Origin of the sequence: Providencia sp. PROV267 (assembly GCF_028477825.1) — a bacterium.
In the GTDB taxonomy this organism is placed as follows: domain Bacteria; phylum Pseudomonadota; class Gammaproteobacteria; order Enterobacterales; family Enterobacteriaceae; genus Providencia; species Providencia stuartii.
Genome location: NZ_JAMPLX010000018.1, coordinates 98224 through 118473 on the forward strand (window position 1 = coordinate 98224; position 20250 = coordinate 118473).

The following is a 20250-nucleotide window of genomic DNA, read 5'->3' on the forward strand; positions in this document are numbered from 1 at the left end:
AGGATATATAATATGCGTAGAATCATACTTTCATTATTTTGTTTGGTTGGTACTTTAATTTTATTAACAGACTTATCTTCTAATGCTTATGCAGGGCTACTATTAGAACAAACAAGAATTATTTGGAATGGTGATTCAACGCAAGAATCCATTACCTTAAAAAACGATAGTGACAGTGTATATTTAGTTCAATCAGGGGTGTTTGATACGCCTATTGGGCAGAAAGAATCAGGCGTATTTTTAGTTACACCACCACTATATCGATTGAATCCAAATAGTCAGCAGGCAATGAAAATTTTGCCTGAAGAAAAAATAACTCAACTGCCTAAAGATAAAGAATCCTTATTTTATTTTAGTGTTATTGGTATACCAGGTGTTACAACTAACAATAATGAAGAACAGGTGGCAAAGTTATCGATAGGTACACGTTTAGTTATAAAACTATTTTATCGCCCCAATGGATTAACACAATCAAGTGAAGATGCAATTAAAGGGCTACAGTTTTATTTACATAAAAAGAATGTATGTATAGAAAATCCATCTCCATATCATATAACATTAAGCTCTCTAAAAATAAATAATAAACAGTATCCGAAAATATCTGGAGTAATAATTCCACCAAAAAGCAGATACTTAATAAACAATACTGGTGAAGTAAATCAGTCGAGTAAAATAGCATGGAAAGCAGTTAATGATTATGGTGGTGATAGTGAAGATAATACGGCTTCACTAATATTAGGCGAGAGGAAAACATGTCAATAGTTAAAAAAATCATTATTTTAATTGTTTCTTTTGTTTATTATATGGGATCGTCTTTCGCAAATACCGATATCATGAATGGTTTGTTATTTTCACCTGAACGTATAGTTTATAAAGAATCGGAAAAAAATGGTGTTTCAACCATGTTAGAGAATGCGAATAGCGAGGCAATACTCGTCCAGTCTCAAATCATTGCTGCAAATGAAAAAACGTTGAAGCCACTGATTAATAAAGAATCAGATATTTTTTTAATCACACCGCCATTACATCGTTTAGATAGTGGCGTTCGCTATAGTTGGAAAATACAACGGGTTGCTGATGGCAATTTAGCAAAAGATAGAGAAAGTGTATTTTATGTTTCATTAAGAATTATTCCAGAAGTATCAGATAAGAACACCTCGGAGTTTATTGTTACTCCAACACTCTATTTAAAAATGCTTTATCGACCTAAAGCAATTGAAGAATTACGGATTGACAAGGAAGTGGAAAAAATGCGTTTTTCTATAAATAAAAATAAACTGACGATCAAAAACCCGTCAGCTCTTTCAATAACATTGACCTCATTAACTATTGGTTCATATAAAGTGCCAATGAAATTAATTGATGACAGTATTCCTCCATTTAGTGAAAACCAAATTGAATTACCTCAATCTGTTTCTGGTGAGGTTACTTGGCAAGCTTTAAATGAATATGGATTAATAACAAAACTGAGCACTGGCGTATTGGATGAGAGTATATTATGAACAACAGAATATTTATCTTAAAACCTATCTCAATAGCGCTTATGTTTTGTCTGTTTGGGGGGGTAACTAGTGCTGAGCCTTATTTTGATCCCGCTCTTTTAAACCTGCCGGCAGGAACAGATAAAGATAGTATCGATTTATCTGTATTTGCACGTTCTGATACAGTAGCTCCTGGTCGTTACATAGTTACTATGAAAATAAATAAAGAGGAGATAGGCCAGAAGGAAATATATTTCACACAAGATGGTGAAGGTAACATTGTTCCTGAATTTACTCCCGCTATGTTAGAGGAGTTCGGCGTAAATATTCAAGGTAATTCTATATTGAAAGGAATGCCTGCGACTCACAAAATTACCTCTCTATCATCGGTAATAGAAAATGCACAAGTTCAATTCGATGTTTCAAAATTAACACTAAATTTAAATATCCCGCAAATCTCTATGAACCAGAAGGCTAGAGGTGCTGTACCGATAGAGCTTCTTGACCAAGGTTTACCTGGCTTGATATTAAACTATCAAGTCAGTGGGAGCCGACAAGAATTTACGGGTGGAATTGGCGGTAAAACAAAAAATAACTCTATTTTTGCCAACATTACAGGCGGATTAAATCTTGGTGCGTGGCGTTTACGTTCCCAATATTTTTACCTTGAAAATGAAAATAAATTTGACGGTAAGACGGTACGTAATCACCAAAGTGATTTTAATAACACAACCGTTTCAAGGGATATTCAGCACTTAAGTTCTGAAATTGTAATGGGTGAAACGAGCACACTCAATGATGTACTTGACAGTGTCCCAGTAAAAGGGGTTCGTTTATTATCCAATGAGCAGATGTTAGCACGAGGTGATAGGGGATTTGCGCCACAAATTAGAGGCGTTGCATCATCTAATTCCCGCATAACTATAAGCCAAAATGGTAATACCATATACCAAACATACGTTGCACCAGGACCATTTGTGATTAATGACCTTTATCCAACAGGTACAGCTGGGGACTTGGAGGTTTCAATTCATGAGGAAGATGGCTCTGTTCGAGTATTCACTCAAGCATTCTCATCATTGCCCGTAATGCAACGAGCTGGAACATTTAAATATGAAGTTGCGGCAGGTCAATACAATGGTGGCATAACCGATGGTAATAAAAAAAGTAATTTCTTGATGGGGACACTCATATATGGATTACCCAAAGCGGTCACATTGTATACCGGTTTTTTAGGGGCTAATCATTACTGGACTGGTATTGTTGGTACAGGTTTCTCATTAGGTTCATTTGGTGCCATGTCAATCGATGCTACCCATGCCTATGCCACAATTAGAAATGAAGATAAGCAAGGTCAATCTTTCAGACTTCGTTACTCAAAGAACTTATCTGATTTTGGTACATCTATTGACTTGACCGCGTTGAGGTACTCAACAAAAGACTATTATAGCTTTTCAGACTTTAACCATGCAGGTTATCGTTTGAAAGATAATGTTGCACCGTGGTTAAACGGACGTCAACGTAGTAGCTTTCAATCTTATATAAACCAATCTCTTGGTAAATGGGGTTCAATTTATTTTAGAGGTATGCGTAGTGATTATTGGGGACGTAAAGATACGATAACGACCTTAGGGATTGGTTATAGCGGTTTCTATAAAGGTTTATCTTATGGTATTGATTACAGTATTAGCCGTACACAAGGTGACGGAAACTGGCCTGAAAACCGCCAAATTAGCTTCAACGTTAGCGTGCCATTTAGTCTGTTTTCAAATAATAAAAATATTGAAAATATTAGTAGCAGCTTCCAGATAAGCCACGACAATAGCGGAAGAACTTACCAACAGCTTGGTGTTAATGGGCAGCTACTAGATAATAAGTTTACTTACCAATTAAGCGAAAGTGGTGATAACCGAGACCAAAAATTATCCAGTTCGGTTAACGTCGGTTATCAAGGAAGTAAAGGATATGTGGGAGGCGGATACAGTTATAGTCGTGAAAGTCAGCTAACTTACGCGAATGGAAATGGTGCTGCCGTCATTCACCCTGGTGGGGTTACATTAGGTCAGTTCATTGGTAATTCTGCTGCTGTAGTGTATGCGCCAGATGCTGCGGGAACAAGTATCAATAATGGGATGGCCGTTATTGACTCTCGGGGTTACGCTATTGTGCCTAATATGATGGAATACAGCCAAAATATTATTAATCTAGATATTAATACATTACCAACAGATGTTGAAAGTAAAGAAACATCCGTTAATGTGTATCCAACAAAAGGCGCTTTAGTTAAAACTCAGTTTAATACCTTGAAAGGGTATCAGGCGATGCTCACCTTAACGGGTCCAAAAACTATTCCAATGGGAGCTGTAGCATCACTACAACAATCAGAACAAGATAGTTCTAGTTTAATATCAGGAATTGTTGGTGAAAATGGTCGTGTATATATAAGCGGGTTACCTGAAAAAGGGACATTATCAGTAGTATGGGGAAGAGCAAACTCTGAGCAATGTCAAGTTCCATTTGATATGAGTAAGTCGACTGAAAACACCTACTCGTCGCTGCGCAATTTAGCTGTTACATGCCAATAACTAATTTGAGTAATATGATGAAAAAAATTTTATTCGCAATCATTTTGACAAGTATAACAATGTCATCATTAGCCGCAAACGTTAAGGTGTTCAATGGGCGTGGCTTAGTTGGAGTGTTTGGGAATTACACTGCAAAAAACAAAATGGTAACATACGGTAACGTTGGAGATTCTTATTTCTATGTTACATTAACCAATTCTTTCAATGGTTCATATAACCTTTGCTATCAAGCCGCTCTAATGCAAATTGATGGTATTTACGGAATACCAATTAGTAATGATCTAATGCTAGTGCCTGAGTTTACTTTTACAGATGAGCGAAGAAAGGGATTAATTTATCCTCGGCCTGCCCCATTCGATATAGTAACAGGGCATTTCAATGGCTGGGGTTCAGGTACAAATCAATTTCCATGGTACCGGAATTGTATTTTTGAACCTTATCAAACAACGCCAGAAACTATTATCGAACATGAGGTTTTCCTAACAGGTCGCTTGCTAGTATATGGTACTGGGAATCAAAAAAGTGGTACGTATTATTTAAAAGATAATATAGGCACCTCGATCAAAGACTGGCGTAATCTTAATGAAGGGTCATGGGTAAAATTAGTAGATAAAGCGGATCCCATCAATGTCACTGTTTCTGGGCTAACATGCAGCTTGCAGACCCCGAATAAAATTAATTTTGGTATTCAAGATTCGAATGCAGCAGCAGGTACTCTATTAGCATCTGTTCAACGTCCGATAGCCATAAGTTGTAGTCAATTTAAGGATCAAGTTGATGCATATATTGGAATATCTGCTAACGTTAAACCCGAGTACTATTCAGGGAATAATTACGACGTTAATTTAATTAATTCAAGTAATCGAGCTGCTGCGTATGTAAAATTATTTGTTCACCACAATGGGGCTAAATTACCGATACGTTTAGACCAGACTATGGTCGAGCTTGGTCGTATTAAAGCAAATGAAAACAATGTCAATATAACGAAAACTCTTGAATATGAGTTATATTCAAAGGGGGCTGGGATAACCGGTTTAGCACGTGGTTCCGTAGAACTTTCGGTTATTATGCGTTAAGCTTATCGTAAGTTAATTTTAAAATTAATTATAGTTCATCAATAATTATGACGGTAAATTTAATACTGTGATTAATCCTAAAGAAAAGTGTGTTGAATATCGAGATAAAATCCTTGATGGTATTAATTATCCGCTAAACCATTTATGTCAATATATGTAACTTAGATGCATATATTGACTTTGCCGCATTGAGATAATCTACAAAAAGACGACGATAGTTTTTCATAATTTAACCATACGGATTATCGTTTGAAAGATAATGTAGCATTGTGGTTAAACGTATATCAATACAGTAGTAATCAATCTTATATAATTGATTACTTGGAAAATGGGATTCAATTTATTTTAAAAGTATACATAGAGATTATTGAGGGCGTAAAGATATGATAATAATCTTAGGAGTTGATCATAGCGGTTTCTATGACATTAGGGTAATATGATGAAAAAGATTTTATTAGCAATCATTTTGACAAGTATAACTCTGCCAACATTAGCTGCGGACGTTAAGGTATTTAATGGTCGTGGTTTAGTTGGAGTATTTGGTAATTACTCTTCATCACATTCAAGAGTTAATACAACTGATAATATCGGTGAAATAGTTCCGTATGTTTCATTAACCAACTATTACAATGGCTCATACAACCAATGTCATCTGAATAGTCTGATGGAAATTGATGGTATATATGGAATGCCAATCAGTAATGACCTAATGCTAGTGCCTGAGTTTACTTTTACGGATAGACGAACAAGAATTGACTGGCCTTACCGAGAGATCGATACTGTAACAGGGCATTTCAATGGTTGGGGTTCTGGTACGAATCAATTTCCACATTCTAGAAACTGTATTTTTGAACCTTATCAAACAACGCCTGAAATTAGTATACAACATAATGTATATACAACGGGTCGTTTGCTAATATATGGCACTGGGAATCAAAAAGGTGGCACATATCACTTAAAACACGATATAGGTACCTCTGTTAAAGACTGGCGTACCCTTTATGAAGGGAATTGGAAGATGCTAGTATCCAAAACAGAAGCGATAAATATCACTGTTTCTGGACTAACATGCAGCTTGCAGACTCCGAATAAAATTAATTTTGGTATTAACGATTCTAGTGCAGCCAACGGTACTTTATTAGCTTCCGTTCAACGCCCTATGACGATAAATTGTAGCCAATTTAAGGATCAAGTTGACGCATATATCGGAATTTCAGCTAACGTTAAACCAGAGTTCTATTCTGGTAATGCTTTTGATGTCAATTTAAATAACGCAAGTAATCAAGCTGCTGCGTATGTAAAATTATTTGTGCACCACAATGGGGCTAAATTACCAATACGTTTAGACCAGACTATAGTCGAGCTTGGTCGTATTAACGCAAATGAAAACAATGTCAATATAACGAAAACTCTTGAATATGAGTTATATTCAAAGGGGGCAGGGATAACCGGTTTAGCACGTGGTTCCGTAGAACTTTCGGTTATTATGCGTTAAGCTTATTTTGGAACCGCAGTTGAGCCAATATGGTCAATATGCAGTGCTGCTTCGCCTAGTGCGGCTTGGATACGTGCTTTTTCTTGTATAAAAAGTGTTGCCCAAATAGGATCATAGTCACGGATCTCAATTTTAAGTGTAGGTGGTTTTCCTAAAACCCATGGGTTTTCATTCGGGTCACCATCTTCAAATTTCATTACAGCACAGATATCTTCGGGAGATAACGTATCTAATGAGGCTCTTTTTGTATTAAATTGTGTCATATCTTTGTTTATTCGTAATAAATGCTGTGAAATCGGGTTGTTGCATGGTTACGCAATGAATTCCGCCACCACCAATAACAATATTACCCGGCAAACGTATTTACGTGGTAGGGTAGTAAAAATATATATAAGCATACACTAATACTAGGAGCACTGGTTAAACTACCAGTAGCTATTTCGCATAGTAAATCAGGAGGTAATGATAGTGATAATGAGGCTATTTATAAAGTTATTAGCTCCCCACACTCTATTTAACATAATACACATTATGCGAACCTAAATTGTAATAGCAAAGTTGTAATGTCCGCTCTGGGATAAGTTAAGATGTCCGTCACGTAGGCTCACCATTAAGGGGTTCGCATGACGGCTTATAGAGCGGAGTTTTTTACCTTGGAAGATGTTAAACGACTAAAAGTAATCCAGGATGTGATTGATCAGCGCCTGCCAACCAAAATGGCGGCACAACGATTAGGCATATCCGCTCGCCAATGCCGACGGCTATTAGTTCGCTATCCTTTTTTTATGTGGGTCATAAGCTAACCTTTTAATTCTTTCTAAATCAAGCGATTCTTGTATTTTAATAGTCCGAATCCCATTTTTCATATAAGAAATATATATCTTAGCGATAAGGTATTGAACGAGTTTTGTTTCACTTGTTGGAATTCCACTCGTTACAATTTCTGCTGCTGTTTTCGCATCTAATGGTTTATTTTCCATTATAATATTTAAAGGAATTCCAACCATATTCCCCCAAGCAAGAACAAATTGCTTGGCTGGGTCCATACTCTCTGAATGGAAACCTTTTAATGCTCTCGCCATTGCATCAACAAGGTCTTCACCTTCCAGTTCTGACTTCATAGATAAAGACTCGAGTGCAATGAGGTTATCTCCGCTATTCATCATCCAACGTATATAATGTTGCTGATTGTATTTGGTCACTATTTCAGCTGAGTTTGTACCACTATAAACACCCCCTGCTTCACGATAACCTTGACTATTAAATTCACTAAAGCTGTAAAAATGCTCGGTTGAGTAACGCAATGCGGTAAGATCGACCGATGTGCCCGTCGACATCAAACTTTTTGAATAACGAATACGGTAAGATTGACCAGTTTGACGATCACTGCCTTGCTGCGCTGCACCACTAAATTTGGCTGATGAATGGGTCACATCCGTTGACAGCGCCCCGAAGTTCCCTAAAGAGAATCCACTTCCCAAACTCAAGGATTGATAATCTTTCGCCAATAACGTTCCACCGTACAAAGTGACATTATTGTGTAAACCGTATACCGCGGTGCCTAATACAAAATCTGAACGGCGAGAGTCTGTAGTCAAATTCCCATCATAACGGCCGGAGGCGAGTTCATATTTCCAGCCCCCTGGCCGTAGCATCACTGGCAATGAGGAATAAGGCACTACAAATTGACGTTCGCTACCATCCGCTTCGGTGATAGTCACATCATAGTCACCCGACAATCCTGCTTGTTGTATGTCATTAATATAAAATGCACCGGGAGCCACGTAGGTCTCATAAATAACTTTACTTCATTGTCACATTTCGCACGAACTCCTTGCGGAAGAGCATACTATAGTCTTTCCCATAGAATTTCACGTCTGACACCTGATTAGCAGTAGCCATTTTAGTCATGGGGGAAGTGCCAAAGGTCTCTTTCAGCGCTTGCTGAGTTTTAGGTTGAATCAACCAGTTAATAAAAACAGCGGAGGCATTTGGGTGTTGACTATTTGCAGCGATGGTTACAACATTCCCTCCCCCTGGCATACCAAATTTGGGGACATAAAATTTTAATCTTGAAGTTATTGCTCCATTGTGTTGCAAGCCTAGCATATGATCTTCCCAAGCTGGAACCAACATCAACTCTCCATCATTTAAACGTGTGAGACTATCGGCGCCAGATGCGGTTTGCGTAATACTAGATTTGTTTTTAGTAAACCACGCCCAGCCAGAAGACCAACCTTTAATCACCTTTGGATCAATCTTCGTTGCACTGCTATCAAACTCACCGCTTTTGAGTGTGACAATACGCTGAATGAAGGCTTCACCAGCGCCTCCGTTATTGGGATCGTTATATCCAAAACGATTGGGATTTGCATCGATAAACGCCTGAAGGTCATCGAGCGTTTGAGGAAGAGCTTGATCGCCAAATTGTTTGGGATCATAGGCGAATCCAGTTTGATTTCCCCAAAAAGCGACGGCATACCCCTGTGTATCGATGTTTTGTATTGTATGAACTCCATTCTCATAGCCTGGGAGCCAGTCAACTTTACTGATTGCATTAGCTTTTAAAGTAATAGGCAGTTGAGCAATGGATAAGGCCATTACATCAATTTTACCACTCTGTTTTTTTGATTCGGCTAAAAGTTTATTCATATTTCCATCAATGGTTCCTTCTGAGATTTGTACTTTTATTCCATATTCATCTTCGAATCCCTTTACAAAATTACGCCACTGCGGCTGCAAGTACCAAATGTTAAATGTAACCTCTCCTTCTTGTTTTGCTTGCTTTATCACCTCATCCCAGTTAGGAAAGGAATTTTTATCTACATCTTGAGCGTAAGAGGTTGATATAACTGTGACTCCCAGTAAGAGCGCCAATGATATTTTTTTCATAATTTGACTACCTCTAGTGAATGTTATGCTTTTCCTGTGGATTGAGACAAATAATTGCCTTTTAACAGGCGCTCAATAATTATCATCAATATAACGTTGGGTATCACCAAGATCATTGAAACAACAGCGGCATCTGGACGTACAAAGGAATACCCTAAGAATGAATACAGTATCGTGGGAACAGTGATAAAATCTGGCGAACCTAGTACAAATGAAATACTAAACTCTTCTAAACTTCGAACCAGACAAAATATTAATGAAGCCAGTAAACTTGGCTTTAGCATGGGTAAAAAAGCATTGCAGAACGTCCCCCAAAAACTAGCTCCCATGTCACGCGACGCGTCGATTATGTCTTGTGGTATCGACTTGAACCCCGCTGACATTATGCGAATTGAGTAAGGGAGCGTAAGAACGGTATGGCCAATTACAATGCTCATAAAAGTATTGCTGATATTTAAACTTATTAACATTGAACTGAAGAAGATACCGATAATCATGCCCGGCATAACCAGTGGAATGAGCGTTAGCATTTCCGCAACTGCTTTGCCTTTAAATGTCATTCTTCCGAAAGCATAGGCTGTAGGTGTCGCAAGCAATAAGCTCAAAATAGCAACAGCAGGAGCGATGGTATAACTATTGAAAAGCGCGGTTGCTAGCGGTGTTTGTTCCCAAACAATTTTCCACCGCGCTAAAGATAATTTTTGAGGAAAAAGGTCTGGATAACTCCATGGGTGTTGTGGGTCAACCAAGGACCACAAGATTGCCATAGTAAAAGGCAAACCTAACCAAACAACATTAATGAAGATGAAAAAAATCAATGAAATTTTTACAACTTTCCGTCCATTATTGGTCTTTATGGTGTTCATTTAACCTCCCCCTTCTTGGTAGCCAACGGGGTTAACACAGTCGCAATGAGCAGCGTTCCAATCGCGGAAATTAACATTATTATGACGGCAATAACGGCTGAGTTATTCCATTCACCGTATTCCATTGCGGTAGCTTGCATCAGGCGCGCAAGGGAGTAAGTGTTACGGGGACCGGCCACAGAGAAGAATGCAAAATCCCCTACCGCACCAATAAAGATAAGTATTAGAGAAACTTGTACCGCGGGGAGTGTTAGAGGGAAGACGACATCTACGAATCTCCGCCATCTATTAGCACCGAAATTACTTGCCGCATCAAGTATCTCATCTCTAATCGAATTGACAGCACCGCCAACTAAAATCAATGCAAAAGGAAGGTTTTTCCATATTTGAAGAATGATAACCCCCCATCCAAAATCATCATTTTGCATACGCAATGGGGAGTCTGTTATTCCCAATAGTTGCAGCAAACTGTTTATCACTCCATGATAGGCGATGATATTTACAAACAAAAATGCAGCCACTAAACCTGGAATGAACATGGGGGCTCGAAGCACTCCGATCACAACCTCTTTTCCGTACATGGGTTGTCTTAGCCAGAGTGCGATAGGATATGAAAGCAGAACTGCACCAAACGCACCAAGCACCGAAACTTTTACGGTGTAATACAACGCACTAAGTAAGACGGAGTCACCTATGATGTTTGCCCAAAACGCCAGTGAAAATTCACTTTCCCCCGTCATGTTAAATAAACCGAAGCTTTGGGTAATAACGACATAAAAAGTTGATCCCATCAGAAGAAGGATCGTTCCAAGCCCTGTGCTCATTAATAGCCATGCCTTTACCTCATTTTTCCAATTCATCTCTTCCCCTCCGTAACCGGCTCTAAAAAGTGAATTGCATCCTCAGGCAAGTAAAATTCGGCACGCTCTCCGATGGTAATAGGCGGTTTCTTCACAAGCTGCAAACGAACTGAGAGTGATTTATTATCGTTGGAACCCCACGCTTCAGTGAGATTGCCCATGAATGCCATTTTTTCTATGACCAAAGAAAATCTATTTTGGATAGAAGATGGGGCTTGAACAAATTTCACATCCTCAGGACGCCAACAAATATAGCAATGTTTTGCTGAGGGAGGATTTGCGGATTTAACATAGAAGTTACCAAGCTTACAGGCGATACGGTAGTATTCTGGCTGCTCAGCGGGTTCAACATGTGCCTCATCAATATTCGCTGCACCAATAAAATCCGCAACAAAGCGGCTGTTTGGGTGGTAATAAACGTCCTCTGGCGAGCCCACTTGCGCAATACTCCCTCCATTTAGCACAACGATTTTATCTGATATAGACAAGGCCTCAGCCTGATCGTGCGTGACATAAATCGAAGTTAGTTGGTAGAGGCGTTGTAGCTCTTTAATTTCAAACCTCACACTTTCGCGTAATTTCGCATCTAAGTTAGATAGTGGTTCGTCAAACAAAACCAAATCCGGCCTAGTGATCATCGCTCTAGCCAAAGCTACACGCTGTTGCTGTCCTCCTGATAGTTGTGATGGCATCTTCAAACGCTGCTCTACTAAACCGACTTGTTTTAGGGATTCTTCTAATCTTTCTTGTTGGTTGCTAATGGAGACTTTTTTTTGCTTCAAGCCAAAACAGATATTGTGTGAAACGTTGAGATGCGGAAACAAAGCATAAGATTGAAAACACATGGCCGTGTTTCTTTTTTCTGGTGGAAGGTTTGTTATAGGCTTGCCATTTAAAATGATCTCTCCACTATCTGGTTGGTGAAAGCCACTTATCATTTTTAATAAAGTGGTTTTTCCACAACCACTCGGCCCGAGCAAAGTGACAAATTCCCCCTCTTCAGCGGTAAGACTGATATCGCGGGCGGCATAAAAATCGCCAAATTGCTTTGTAACACCTTTTAATATCAGGGTAGACATTATCGGCCTTCCTTAATCGAAATAATTTCTTATTAAATTTACATATTAAATGTTATATTAATGTGATTTAGCTCATCAAAATAAAACAAAAGTAGAAATTTAATTTTAATCCTATTTAAATCAACTGTATATATGGCGCACATAAAGTTAAAAACTTAAATGTTATTTTACATATTAAATTTAAATGATAAACTTAATCGAAAATAAATTGAGGGTTTTATCATGGATTTTGAATTTCATAGAGCAAAAGAAGGTGTTGTTTTAGCAAACAGTCACCGAGGGTATGCCAGCAAATACCCTGAAAACACCATGCCTGCATTCATTGGTGCATTGGAAGCTGGTACACATTGCATTGAGATAGATATTCACTTAACCGTAGATAATCAAATCGTGGTTACTCATGACCATCGTATAGATAGAGTCTCAACAGGAACGGGTTTTGTTGAGGAGATGACGTACACACAACTGTCTCGGTATGATTTCGGCGTAAAATTTAATAATAAGTTTGAAGGCACAAAAATACCGCTACTGAAAGATGTTATAAAATGGGCTGTGGCCAATCAGGTTGGATTGATTGTTGAAGTTAAGCAGCGGCGTAGAGTTGATGAATTTATTGAACATCTAGTCGACGTCTTAAGTTCAGTTCCGAATGCGATATCACACATTCAATTACTTGGATTTAATCACGTATTAATCAACAAAGTAAAAGAAAAGATACCGCAATTAGCATTGCAGGTTGTCACTATTGAGCGATACAATGACCAATTAGCTGCCGTTTCTGCCTCAAATGCAAGTTGTGTTTGTGTGGAATATGAGTATACACATATCGACGATTTGAGAGCATATAAGGCGGCGGGGTTGGGTGTACGGCTGTACTTGCATGAAAATAAAAACGGCATCGCCCCTTTAGAGCAATATCTACTTAAATTTGGCTGTGACTGTCGTGCTGAAATCATTGAATGGCTTCAAGAAGGCCTTATTGACATTCTCAGTCATGATGATATTCCGTATTTACAATCTTTAATTGAGGATGCAGGGCTACAATGGAATTAATTTATAGTATCGGAAGTTGTCAATGACAGATAAACCAGAAGTATTGGACCTAAAGCCAACTCAACGGTTACTACTGGAATTAATTCGCAGGTACGGACCGATTTCCCGGGCCGAGTTAGCTAAATTATCCAACTTAACACCTGGCGCGATAACACAACAATGTCGTGAGCTCATTTTTTCTGGGTTAATTGTTGAAGGTGAGAAGAATATTGGACAAAGAGGCCAGCCTTCTCTTCCTCTAAAACTAAATCCCGGAGGAGCTTGCTCAATTGGCGTCTCCTTTAGTTCTGGTTTTATTGATCTTGCGCTTGTTGATTTTTGTGGAAAAAAAATTTTCAGCACATCAGAAGTACATCTAGAAAACCAACCTCTCATAGCCACTCTTGACCAAATTAAGAAAATGGTTAATAGCACGCTAAAAAAATTGAAGCTTCAACATGCCAGGATCCTTGGCGTAGGATATGCTGTACCCGGCTTCGTGAAATCAGATGGAAAAAAAAGACAATGCGTTACTTGGCTAAAAAGCTGGCGCGATGCCGATCTGCAAGCTGAATTTCAGGCTAACCTCCCTTGGCCGACTTGGGTTGAGAATAACGCTAATGCTGCTGCTATTGGAGAATTGTACTCAGGTCAGTGGAATCAATACCGAGACTTAACCGTATTAGAACTAGGATATGGTATAGGTGCAGGGATTATTGCAGATCATAAATTACTGACGGGCGGCTTTAGAAATGCTGGCGAAGTTGGTATGGCCTTTCCTACTGGAACCCATCGGCCATCTTATAAAGATTTGCTCGGCACTCTCAGTGCTGCGGGTTACGATGAAAAGGAATTGCTTGGTCTTATAAAGAAAAAAGATATAGTTATAGAGACTTGGTATCAACGGTCATTAAAACAACTTGAAGACACTGTTTTAGGATGCCTTCAATGGTTAGACCCACAACTTATCATAATTGGCGGAGCAATGCCGAAAGAGATAACTTCTCGCTTTGCAGAGGATATCACGGATTGGTTGCAGTATCGTCTTGATCCGGAAAGACCTATGGTTAAAGTAGTTCATTCATCAATAGGTTCAGAGAGTGCCTCGCTTGGTGCTGCCATGCTATCTTTATATCAAATAATTAACCAATGATTGAAGTGCCTCAATGTGTAAAAACGAGCATCTAATCTATATAGGCAAGGTTTTATAGACTTTATACGGGGTATCAGTTTAGCGACAAATCGCTGATTGCCACAGTGCCTTTTGAATCACTGACGCACGACAGAATAATCTGGCAGGTACCAGTATAAATAACCAGTAACTACCAGTAGCAGCTTAAGCACAAATTAATTATTACTTGGTGCAAGTTCGATTAGCCATTTGTTCCAATTATTTTCATCTAATTGTTGAGTTGTACGTATTTTCCCATAAAACAAATCATAGTAAATTGAGTGGTTAAATAAATACAAATATTCATTTGGTTGATTTGGTGATAGCGGATTATCAACGTAGTACATTGCTTGTAAATGACCTTTCATATCCTGTTTAAATAATGTGGCTTTATTTTCTGGGTCGCAATCAGTTCCCCAACTTGCATCGTTGTAAAAACCACTTATTTGTAAGCAATGTGGTGTGTCTGAAATAGGAGAATATTGAGCTGAATATATTTGTATTAAGCTGCCATAGCGAGGCGAATCAACTACCTTTGTGATCAAACTATCTATAAAAATATTTTTGGTGGTTACTTATTATTGTGTATTTTTCTTATTTTACAAATTAAAAGGTCAAAAAAAATTATTCGTTGAATATTAGCTATTAATTGATGATTACTTTTTTAAAAGCAATCTTAATTTGAAAGAAATAAAGCCAATTAAACCATTTAATAATGAACATTCCATAACGATATAGGTTTAATTGCTCAATGGAACTAAAATTCGCTATGTATTCAATGTGTGGTTTTTCATGATAAGGGAGTATAAACGGGAAGCCCAAAAATTTTATGGACGGTTTATGGTAACTTTACTCCTGTGAAAATATCATTCTAAGTTATTGCAACCTAAAGCAACTACCGTCAATCGCTTAGAGTATGAAGTTGCAGTCAATATTCCTATTTCAATAAATATCACAAAATAAGCGCTTGTAAATAATTCTGTTTATTTATCCTTCAACAAATGAAACCGTTTAGATAGCCTCATGAATACATGTTTTGCTTTCCCTAATGTTTTGATTATTTATTATTCGTCACAAAATAAATTTGTCTGAATACCGATAAGGTCTTCTCATCGGTACTCTTTCCTGCATTATCGGGGGGATGCAAAGTAGGAAGGCACTGTAGCATTTTACTTGTTCTTTCATGTTTACTGACAGGGTGTAATGCCATTCAGCATAACTATAAACTTCTCATGTTACTCAATGCTCAGCGCCCTTCTTTAAATGAAAGAACTAGTTTTTCCAGCCTAAACTCTTTTTCTTCATTCTTTTAAATTCGTTCCGCACATTTTCAATTATATTTATTTGCCCTTTTGTCGGCTCACCCTCTAACATGATGACTTTCTCCAATAATGATAGGAATGTCTCAACCATTGCGGGCGTAAACTGAGTAATACTTAATTTCAGTATATGAGGGATACTTTGATCAAAGTTTATTTCATTATGTACAAGGTGTGATGATGAAGAAAACAAATCCACCGCATCTTGAGTTTCTAGATTAAAATTCTCTATAAACAGGTTAATAACCGTTTGTTTTTGTTCACGGGATATTTCACCTTCCTGCTTCAATGCACCAACAATAATGACTGCAGCGGCTTCCGTTGCCGTCGACAAATTATAGATTGGTTTTACCCCATATTGTTTTTGCCACTTTCTCCGTCGGGCCCAAGTAAATGGATTAAAGGAATTAAGGTCTACACCTGAGTTTTGTAATGAATGTAGCGCCCATACAAGCGCAGCTAATGCTGAAATTGCTGCTATAATAATATGCATACTAAGACCTATCCGATATCCTTATGACTTTGTTGTTCAATTTATCTTAAATTAGATGCAATAAAAAAGGGATGATGCTTAATGGAATGGGTTCACAAGTTAAGCTCTTTTTCTTCATAAGTCAAATTATTATGGGCAGAAAAATGTGAGGTAAAAGTAACGAAATTAAATCAAAAAATATACACAATATTCACACACTGTTTGTTAATCGATTTTTTAGACCAAATTTTGTCTACATGTGAAGTGTACGTTCTTCATCTGTATGTCCAGACTAGCTTGACTGCAGTTCGACACCACCTGCCTTGTTGAAGATTTACTTGCGGCTACTTTAGTACTAGTAGCCTGTATTTATTTCATGGAAAACAATTGTGCTGTCTTTGTTTTCGATAAAATAATATATGTACTGCTCAATACCGTTATCATAAGTTATCGTTAATCTGAGTTTATTAGGTGGTAACCACTTGTAAATTACCTCGACATTTTCAGTCTGATACTCAACATTATTTTTAGGTAACTGGTTTTTAAGTCGCTCTTGACGATATAGATTAGCTTTGTACGTTGTATAAATCAGTGCAATTTTTTGGCCTTTAAACTCGCAGAGATATTGATAACTTCCGTTAAAGACCAAATCTTCACTCATATTTAGGCAGGATTCATAGAAATTTTTTGATTCAGGGCTTAATTCAAGATTTGAGGCATACCCATTACTTATTACGGCTAACGACACTAACACCCCTACTTGGATGATCAACTTCTGCATCATTATCTCCTTATTTTCCTTCTTAATTATCTCGTAGTTTAACCATGTTAAGAAATGCAGAATTAAATGTTTACAAAGCGAAGAGCTTTACTTTTTTGTTATGATAAAGATGAATAAATTACATTGTTCTACAGATGACAGCTTTCACGCTCTCTAATCTACCACTGTATGGTGATGGTATGCTGAAAGCCATACAGGGGCGAACAAATTAAATATTGGCTATCATTTATCAAAATTATTAGAGATTAACGTTGTAATATCATTAGGATATATTATTTCGTTGCTCCGGGTTAGTTCATCTAACTCCCACCAATAGTAGCGACTAATAACAGATTTTTCGTTATTAGACCATCCATTAGTGTGGATCTCTTCTTCATTGGAAAAGACGATAAAAAAGCGCTCTTTTGCTAGCACCGTTTCGCCACTGGGAAGTGTCATTTCAAAAGTTCTTTGTGCAACACATTTTCCAATATTATCCCTGATAATGCCGGTTTCTTCTTTCAGCTCTCTGATAGCCGCTTGTTCAAAAGATTCACCATGCTCAACACCACCACCTGGCGTTGCCCAGTATGATCTGCCAGCTAAAGCATCGTTCGTATGAACAAAGCGAAATAGTAATACTTGTCTAGACGAATTAATAATCAATAATCGAGATGAACACCGAACACGCATAGCTGATATGACCATAGTGAGTTAATAAGATATCACAGCTTAAACAAATAGTTATGAATGTAAAGCGAAATCAATCGAGATAACGGAATGGTTTGTTTATAAAAAATAACTATCATTTTAGCTTTATTAACGAGTGGGCTTGACATAAGAAAAGCGACATTAGTCATAATACTACTAAACAAGCCTGAGATTTCAATAATACATCTTCTATGTGGTTCTTTAAGTGCTCTATTGTGACATTATGGATCCATTCGCATTGATGTAATGCTAAAAAATGAGATACTGACAAATAGAAAAACTTTCACTGATTTAACTATTTTATTTTTCAGGAAGCTACTATATGCATCGTAACATCATTTATATTGCAACGAGCCTAGATGGTTATATAGCAGATGCAAATAACCAATTAGATTGGTTATTCTCTATCCCTAACCCAGGTCAAAACGATATGGGCTTTTCGGATTTTATGCAAAGAATTGATGCTGTTGTTATGGGTCGAACGACTTTTGAAACTGTATGTGGTTTTGATGGAGAGTGGCCATATGATAAACCAGTGTTTGTCTTGTCGAACTCAATCAGAGAAATACCAGTAAAACTCATAGGGAAAGCTGTTCATTTAGTGCGTGGCGAGATTAAAGATGTAATAAGCTCAATACACTGCGCTGGGTTTAAAACGCTTTATATTGACGGAGGTTCTGTTGCGAAACAGTGTTTGGCAGAAGATTTAATTGATGAAATGATAATCACTATTGTCCCAATTCTGTTAGGTGATGGAATACCTTTATTTGGTAATATGAAAAAACCGCTACAGTTTATTCATGTTAAATCAGAACGTTATTTTGACTATATGGTTAAGAATACTTGGCACCGCCAGAGAAAATAATTTTGTCAATGTCGCTTTACATATTCGAATTAGAACTATCTTTATTTTTCTGTCGAATACTCGATGTGTACGGCAAAGTCCTCATCATTTATGAAAAATGAAAACAGTGAATTTGTCTGTATGTCTGTTATGCGCCACTTCTTGGTTTGTTGAGGATGTGATTAAATATCATAGAACATTAGAGAGTTATATCTCAGTGCTTTTTGACGCAAGATTTACCCTTGATGCCTTAAAAGAGCCAAAAGTCATAGACTCAGCTCTGACAGAAAAGCGGGAAATAGCTATTTTTAACTGCGAGTGCCCGCTTAATTTTAAGTGCATATCATTAATTTTGAATGCTATACCTTTCACTTGAAAATTCGAGAGTTTCTAATTTTTGAGGCGAAAATAAGCCTCTCATCAGAGGCTTTTCTATTTCTCGGAAACAACAGCGCTTTAGCACATGATAATCACGCTAAATAAACTGAACCATAAGAACTAGAGCAATGGCAGCATGATCACAAAAGCAATTTCAAGCACTGTATTAAAAATAGCGAGTTGTAAAACTAATCGAAGAAACAAGGGGTAGCTTCATTTTTTATTTAATATTACTAGTCGTACAAACTATCCTTTGTTACTGTTTTATTCCAATTTAATATATAAAAAAAATTTTTATATTGAAAGTGACATTTTTAAATTGGAATTATAGGAAAGGCAACACATTAAGTAATATTCTTTTTTACAACGCGAGTCATTACCCCCCTACTTTCTTGATAGAATAATAACATCAAGAAAAATAATAGCTTTCCATAATACACACCTATGCGAAAGACAGTTTTTTTGAAGCGCAGTAAACTACAACCCCATCCGAAATATCAAAAATTACATATCGTAATTATTCACTTAATGTATCCGTTTATTTTCTAGCTATATGCTGATTTTGATATAATATAACTATATATAAACAATCAATCATTTATTTAATCATTAATATGAAAATGAATATTCGAGTAATATAATAAATATCGAAAGATTATTTATTATAAAAATAATTATATCTTTCATATGTATACTAAATTTAATGAATGAAAATATATAAAAAACAATCGATTGATAGGATAAGTGTTTATACCTATTAAGATTTTTCTTATTCCAGCAATGATTCACTTATTTAATTATTAACGCGGTTAAATTGTGCATTAAAATTTAACTAAGCAGAAAATGAGTTTTTAAAGTATTAAAGATTCATATTTCATTTTAACTTTACAAATAATATGAGAGGATTTTATGAAAGTATTAACACTAAAAGAAGTTAAGTTAGTTTCTGGTGGTACTTTTAATATCTGCAAACCATCTATTAGTAATGTTCAACCTATAACTCAACCTACTGTTTCGGCTACTACAGTGCCATCAGTAAGTGTTTCAGTGCCAAAAGTAACAGGCTCTTCAATATCAACGAGTAAAATTAGTTGGTCCTATAATATTGATGCTTCTGGTAGCACTGTTAACTCTATCAGTATCACGTTTTAAACCTAAGTGAAATAAAGCAACTATCCAACTTGCTTTATTTAAAAAAGAATGAGATGTGGCTAAATAACGGACAAAAA

General features: G+C 37.0%; 18 protein-coding genes and 2 pseudogenes. 10 read left to right on the plus strand and 10 right to left on the minus strand.

Annotation, left to right across the window (positions count from 1 at the left end):
* Positions 1–12: 12 nt before the first annotated feature.
* The 5 genes from PR709_RS12865 (at position 13) to PR709_RS12885 (ending at position 6637) form a co-directional block, all read left to right on the plus strand.
* Positions 13–762 carry a fimbrial biogenesis chaperone gene (locus PR709_RS12865; RefSeq protein WP_272570918.1) on the plus strand — a complete coding sequence of 250 codons (750 nt, stop codon included), beginning with the start codon at positions 13–15 and terminating at the stop codon, positions 760–762.
* Complete coding sequence (locus PR709_RS12870) at positions 753–1502, plus strand: fimbrial biogenesis chaperone (protein ID WP_004919958.1); 750 nt, start codon at positions 753–755, stop codon at positions 1500–1502. The genes PR709_RS12865 and PR709_RS12870 overlap by 10 nt, the downstream gene beginning before the upstream one ends.
* A complete protein-coding gene (locus tag PR709_RS12875) occupies positions 1499–4066 on the plus strand; it encodes a fimbria/pilus outer membrane usher protein (RefSeq protein WP_004919961.1) in 2568 nt (855 codons plus the stop codon). The genes PR709_RS12870 and PR709_RS12875 overlap by 4 nt, the downstream gene beginning before the upstream one ends.
* A 14-nt stretch (positions 4067–4080) precedes the next feature.
* Positions 4081–5142: a hypothetical protein gene (locus PR709_RS12880; protein WP_223854778.1), complete on the plus strand. Its 1062-nt coding sequence runs from the start codon at positions 4081–4083 to the stop codon at positions 5140–5142.
* A gap of 439 nt (positions 5143–5581) precedes the next feature.
* Positions 5582–6637 carry a hypothetical protein gene (locus tag PR709_RS12885; protein WP_042116602.1) on the plus strand — a complete coding sequence of 352 codons (1056 nt, stop codon included), beginning with the start codon at positions 5582–5584 and terminating at the stop codon, positions 6635–6637.
* Positions 6638–6639: 2 nt separating this feature from the next.
* On the opposite strand, the gene PR709_RS12890 is transcribed toward PR709_RS12885, so the two are convergent.
* Positions 6640–6900, minus strand: coding sequence for a GrpB family protein (locus tag PR709_RS12890; RefSeq protein WP_004919971.1), 261 nt, complete (start codon positions 6898–6900; stop codon positions 6640–6642).
* Between the two features lie 360 nt (positions 6901–7260).
* Here PR709_RS12890 and PR709_RS12895 point away from each other — a divergent pair.
* Positions 7261–7413 (plus strand): annotated as a pseudogene (locus tag PR709_RS12895) (helix-turn-helix domain-containing protein); the annotation flags it as partial.
* Here the strand turns inward: PR709_RS12895 and PR709_RS12900 are convergent.
* From PR709_RS12900 to PR709_RS12920, 5 genes and pseudogenes are all read right to left on the minus strand, one after another.
* A pseudogene (locus tag PR709_RS12900) lies at positions 7402–8439 on the minus strand (fimbria/pilus outer membrane usher protein); the annotation flags it as partial. The pseudogenes PR709_RS12895 and PR709_RS12900 sit on opposite strands and share 12 nt — an antisense overlap.
* A gap of 1 nt (position 8440) precedes the next feature.
* Entirely contained in the window at positions 8441–9529 is a 1089-nt protein-coding gene (locus PR709_RS12905; RefSeq protein ID WP_004919977.1) for an extracellular solute-binding protein, read from the minus strand.
* A 23-nt stretch (positions 9530–9552) separates the two neighbouring features.
* A complete protein-coding gene (locus PR709_RS12910) occupies positions 9553–10395 on the minus strand; it encodes an ABC transporter permease (RefSeq protein WP_004919981.1) in 843 nt (280 codons plus the stop codon).
* On the minus strand, positions 10392–11255 hold the full coding sequence (locus PR709_RS12915; protein WP_004919984.1) for an ABC transporter permease: 864 nt from the start codon (positions 11253–11255) through the stop codon (positions 10392–10394). Before PR709_RS12915 ends, PR709_RS12910 begins: the two co-directional genes overlap by 4 nt.
* Positions 11252–12334: an ABC transporter ATP-binding protein gene (locus PR709_RS12920; RefSeq protein WP_004919987.1), complete on the minus strand. Its 1083-nt coding sequence runs from the start codon at positions 12332–12334 to the stop codon at positions 11252–11254. Before PR709_RS12920 ends, PR709_RS12915 begins: the two co-directional genes overlap by 4 nt.
* Before the next feature lie 222 nt (positions 12335–12556).
* On the opposite strand from PR709_RS12920, the gene PR709_RS12925 reads away from it, so the two are divergent.
* A complete protein-coding gene (locus tag PR709_RS12925) occupies positions 12557–13387 on the plus strand; it encodes a glycerophosphodiester phosphodiesterase (protein ID WP_004919992.1) in 831 nt (276 codons plus the stop codon).
* A 22-nt stretch (positions 13388–13409) separates the two neighbouring features.
* Positions 13410–14519: an ROK family transcriptional regulator gene (locus tag PR709_RS12930; RefSeq protein ID WP_004919995.1), complete on the plus strand. Its 1110-nt coding sequence runs from the start codon at positions 13410–13412 to the stop codon at positions 14517–14519.
* Between the two features lie 194 nt (positions 14520–14713).
* On the opposite strand, the gene PR709_RS12935 is transcribed toward PR709_RS12930, so the two are convergent.
* From PR709_RS12935 to PR709_RS12950, 4 genes are all read right to left on the minus strand, one after another.
* A complete protein-coding gene (locus PR709_RS12935) occupies positions 14714–15082 on the minus strand; it encodes a hypothetical protein (protein ID WP_004919998.1) in 369 nt (122 codons plus the stop codon).
* A 727-nt stretch (positions 15083–15809) separates the two neighbouring features.
* Positions 15810–16349, minus strand: coding sequence for a hypothetical protein (locus PR709_RS12940; RefSeq protein WP_004920003.1), 540 nt, complete (start codon positions 16347–16349; stop codon positions 15810–15812).
* Positions 16350–16683: 334 nt separating this feature from the next.
* Positions 16684–17109, minus strand: a complete 426-nt coding sequence (locus PR709_RS12945) for a hypothetical protein (RefSeq protein WP_187367811.1) — start codon at positions 17107–17109, stop codon at positions 16684–16686.
* Positions 17110–17331: 222 nt separating this feature from the next.
* Positions 17332–17781: an NUDIX hydrolase gene (locus PR709_RS12950; RefSeq protein ID WP_042116606.1), complete on the minus strand. Its 450-nt coding sequence runs from the start codon at positions 17779–17781 to the stop codon at positions 17332–17334.
* Positions 17782–18121: 340 nt separating this feature from the next.
* On the opposite strand from PR709_RS12950, the gene PR709_RS12955 reads away from it, so the two are divergent.
* Entirely contained in the window at positions 18122–18664 is a 543-nt protein-coding gene (locus tag PR709_RS12955; RefSeq protein ID WP_004920011.1) for a dihydrofolate reductase family protein, read from the plus strand.
* A gap of 1266 nt (positions 18665–19930) precedes the next feature.
* Positions 19931–20173: a hypothetical protein gene (locus tag PR709_RS12960; protein ID WP_004920016.1), complete on the plus strand. Its 243-nt coding sequence runs from the start codon at positions 19931–19933 to the stop codon at positions 20171–20173.
* Positions 20174–20250: the final 77 nt, after the last annotated feature.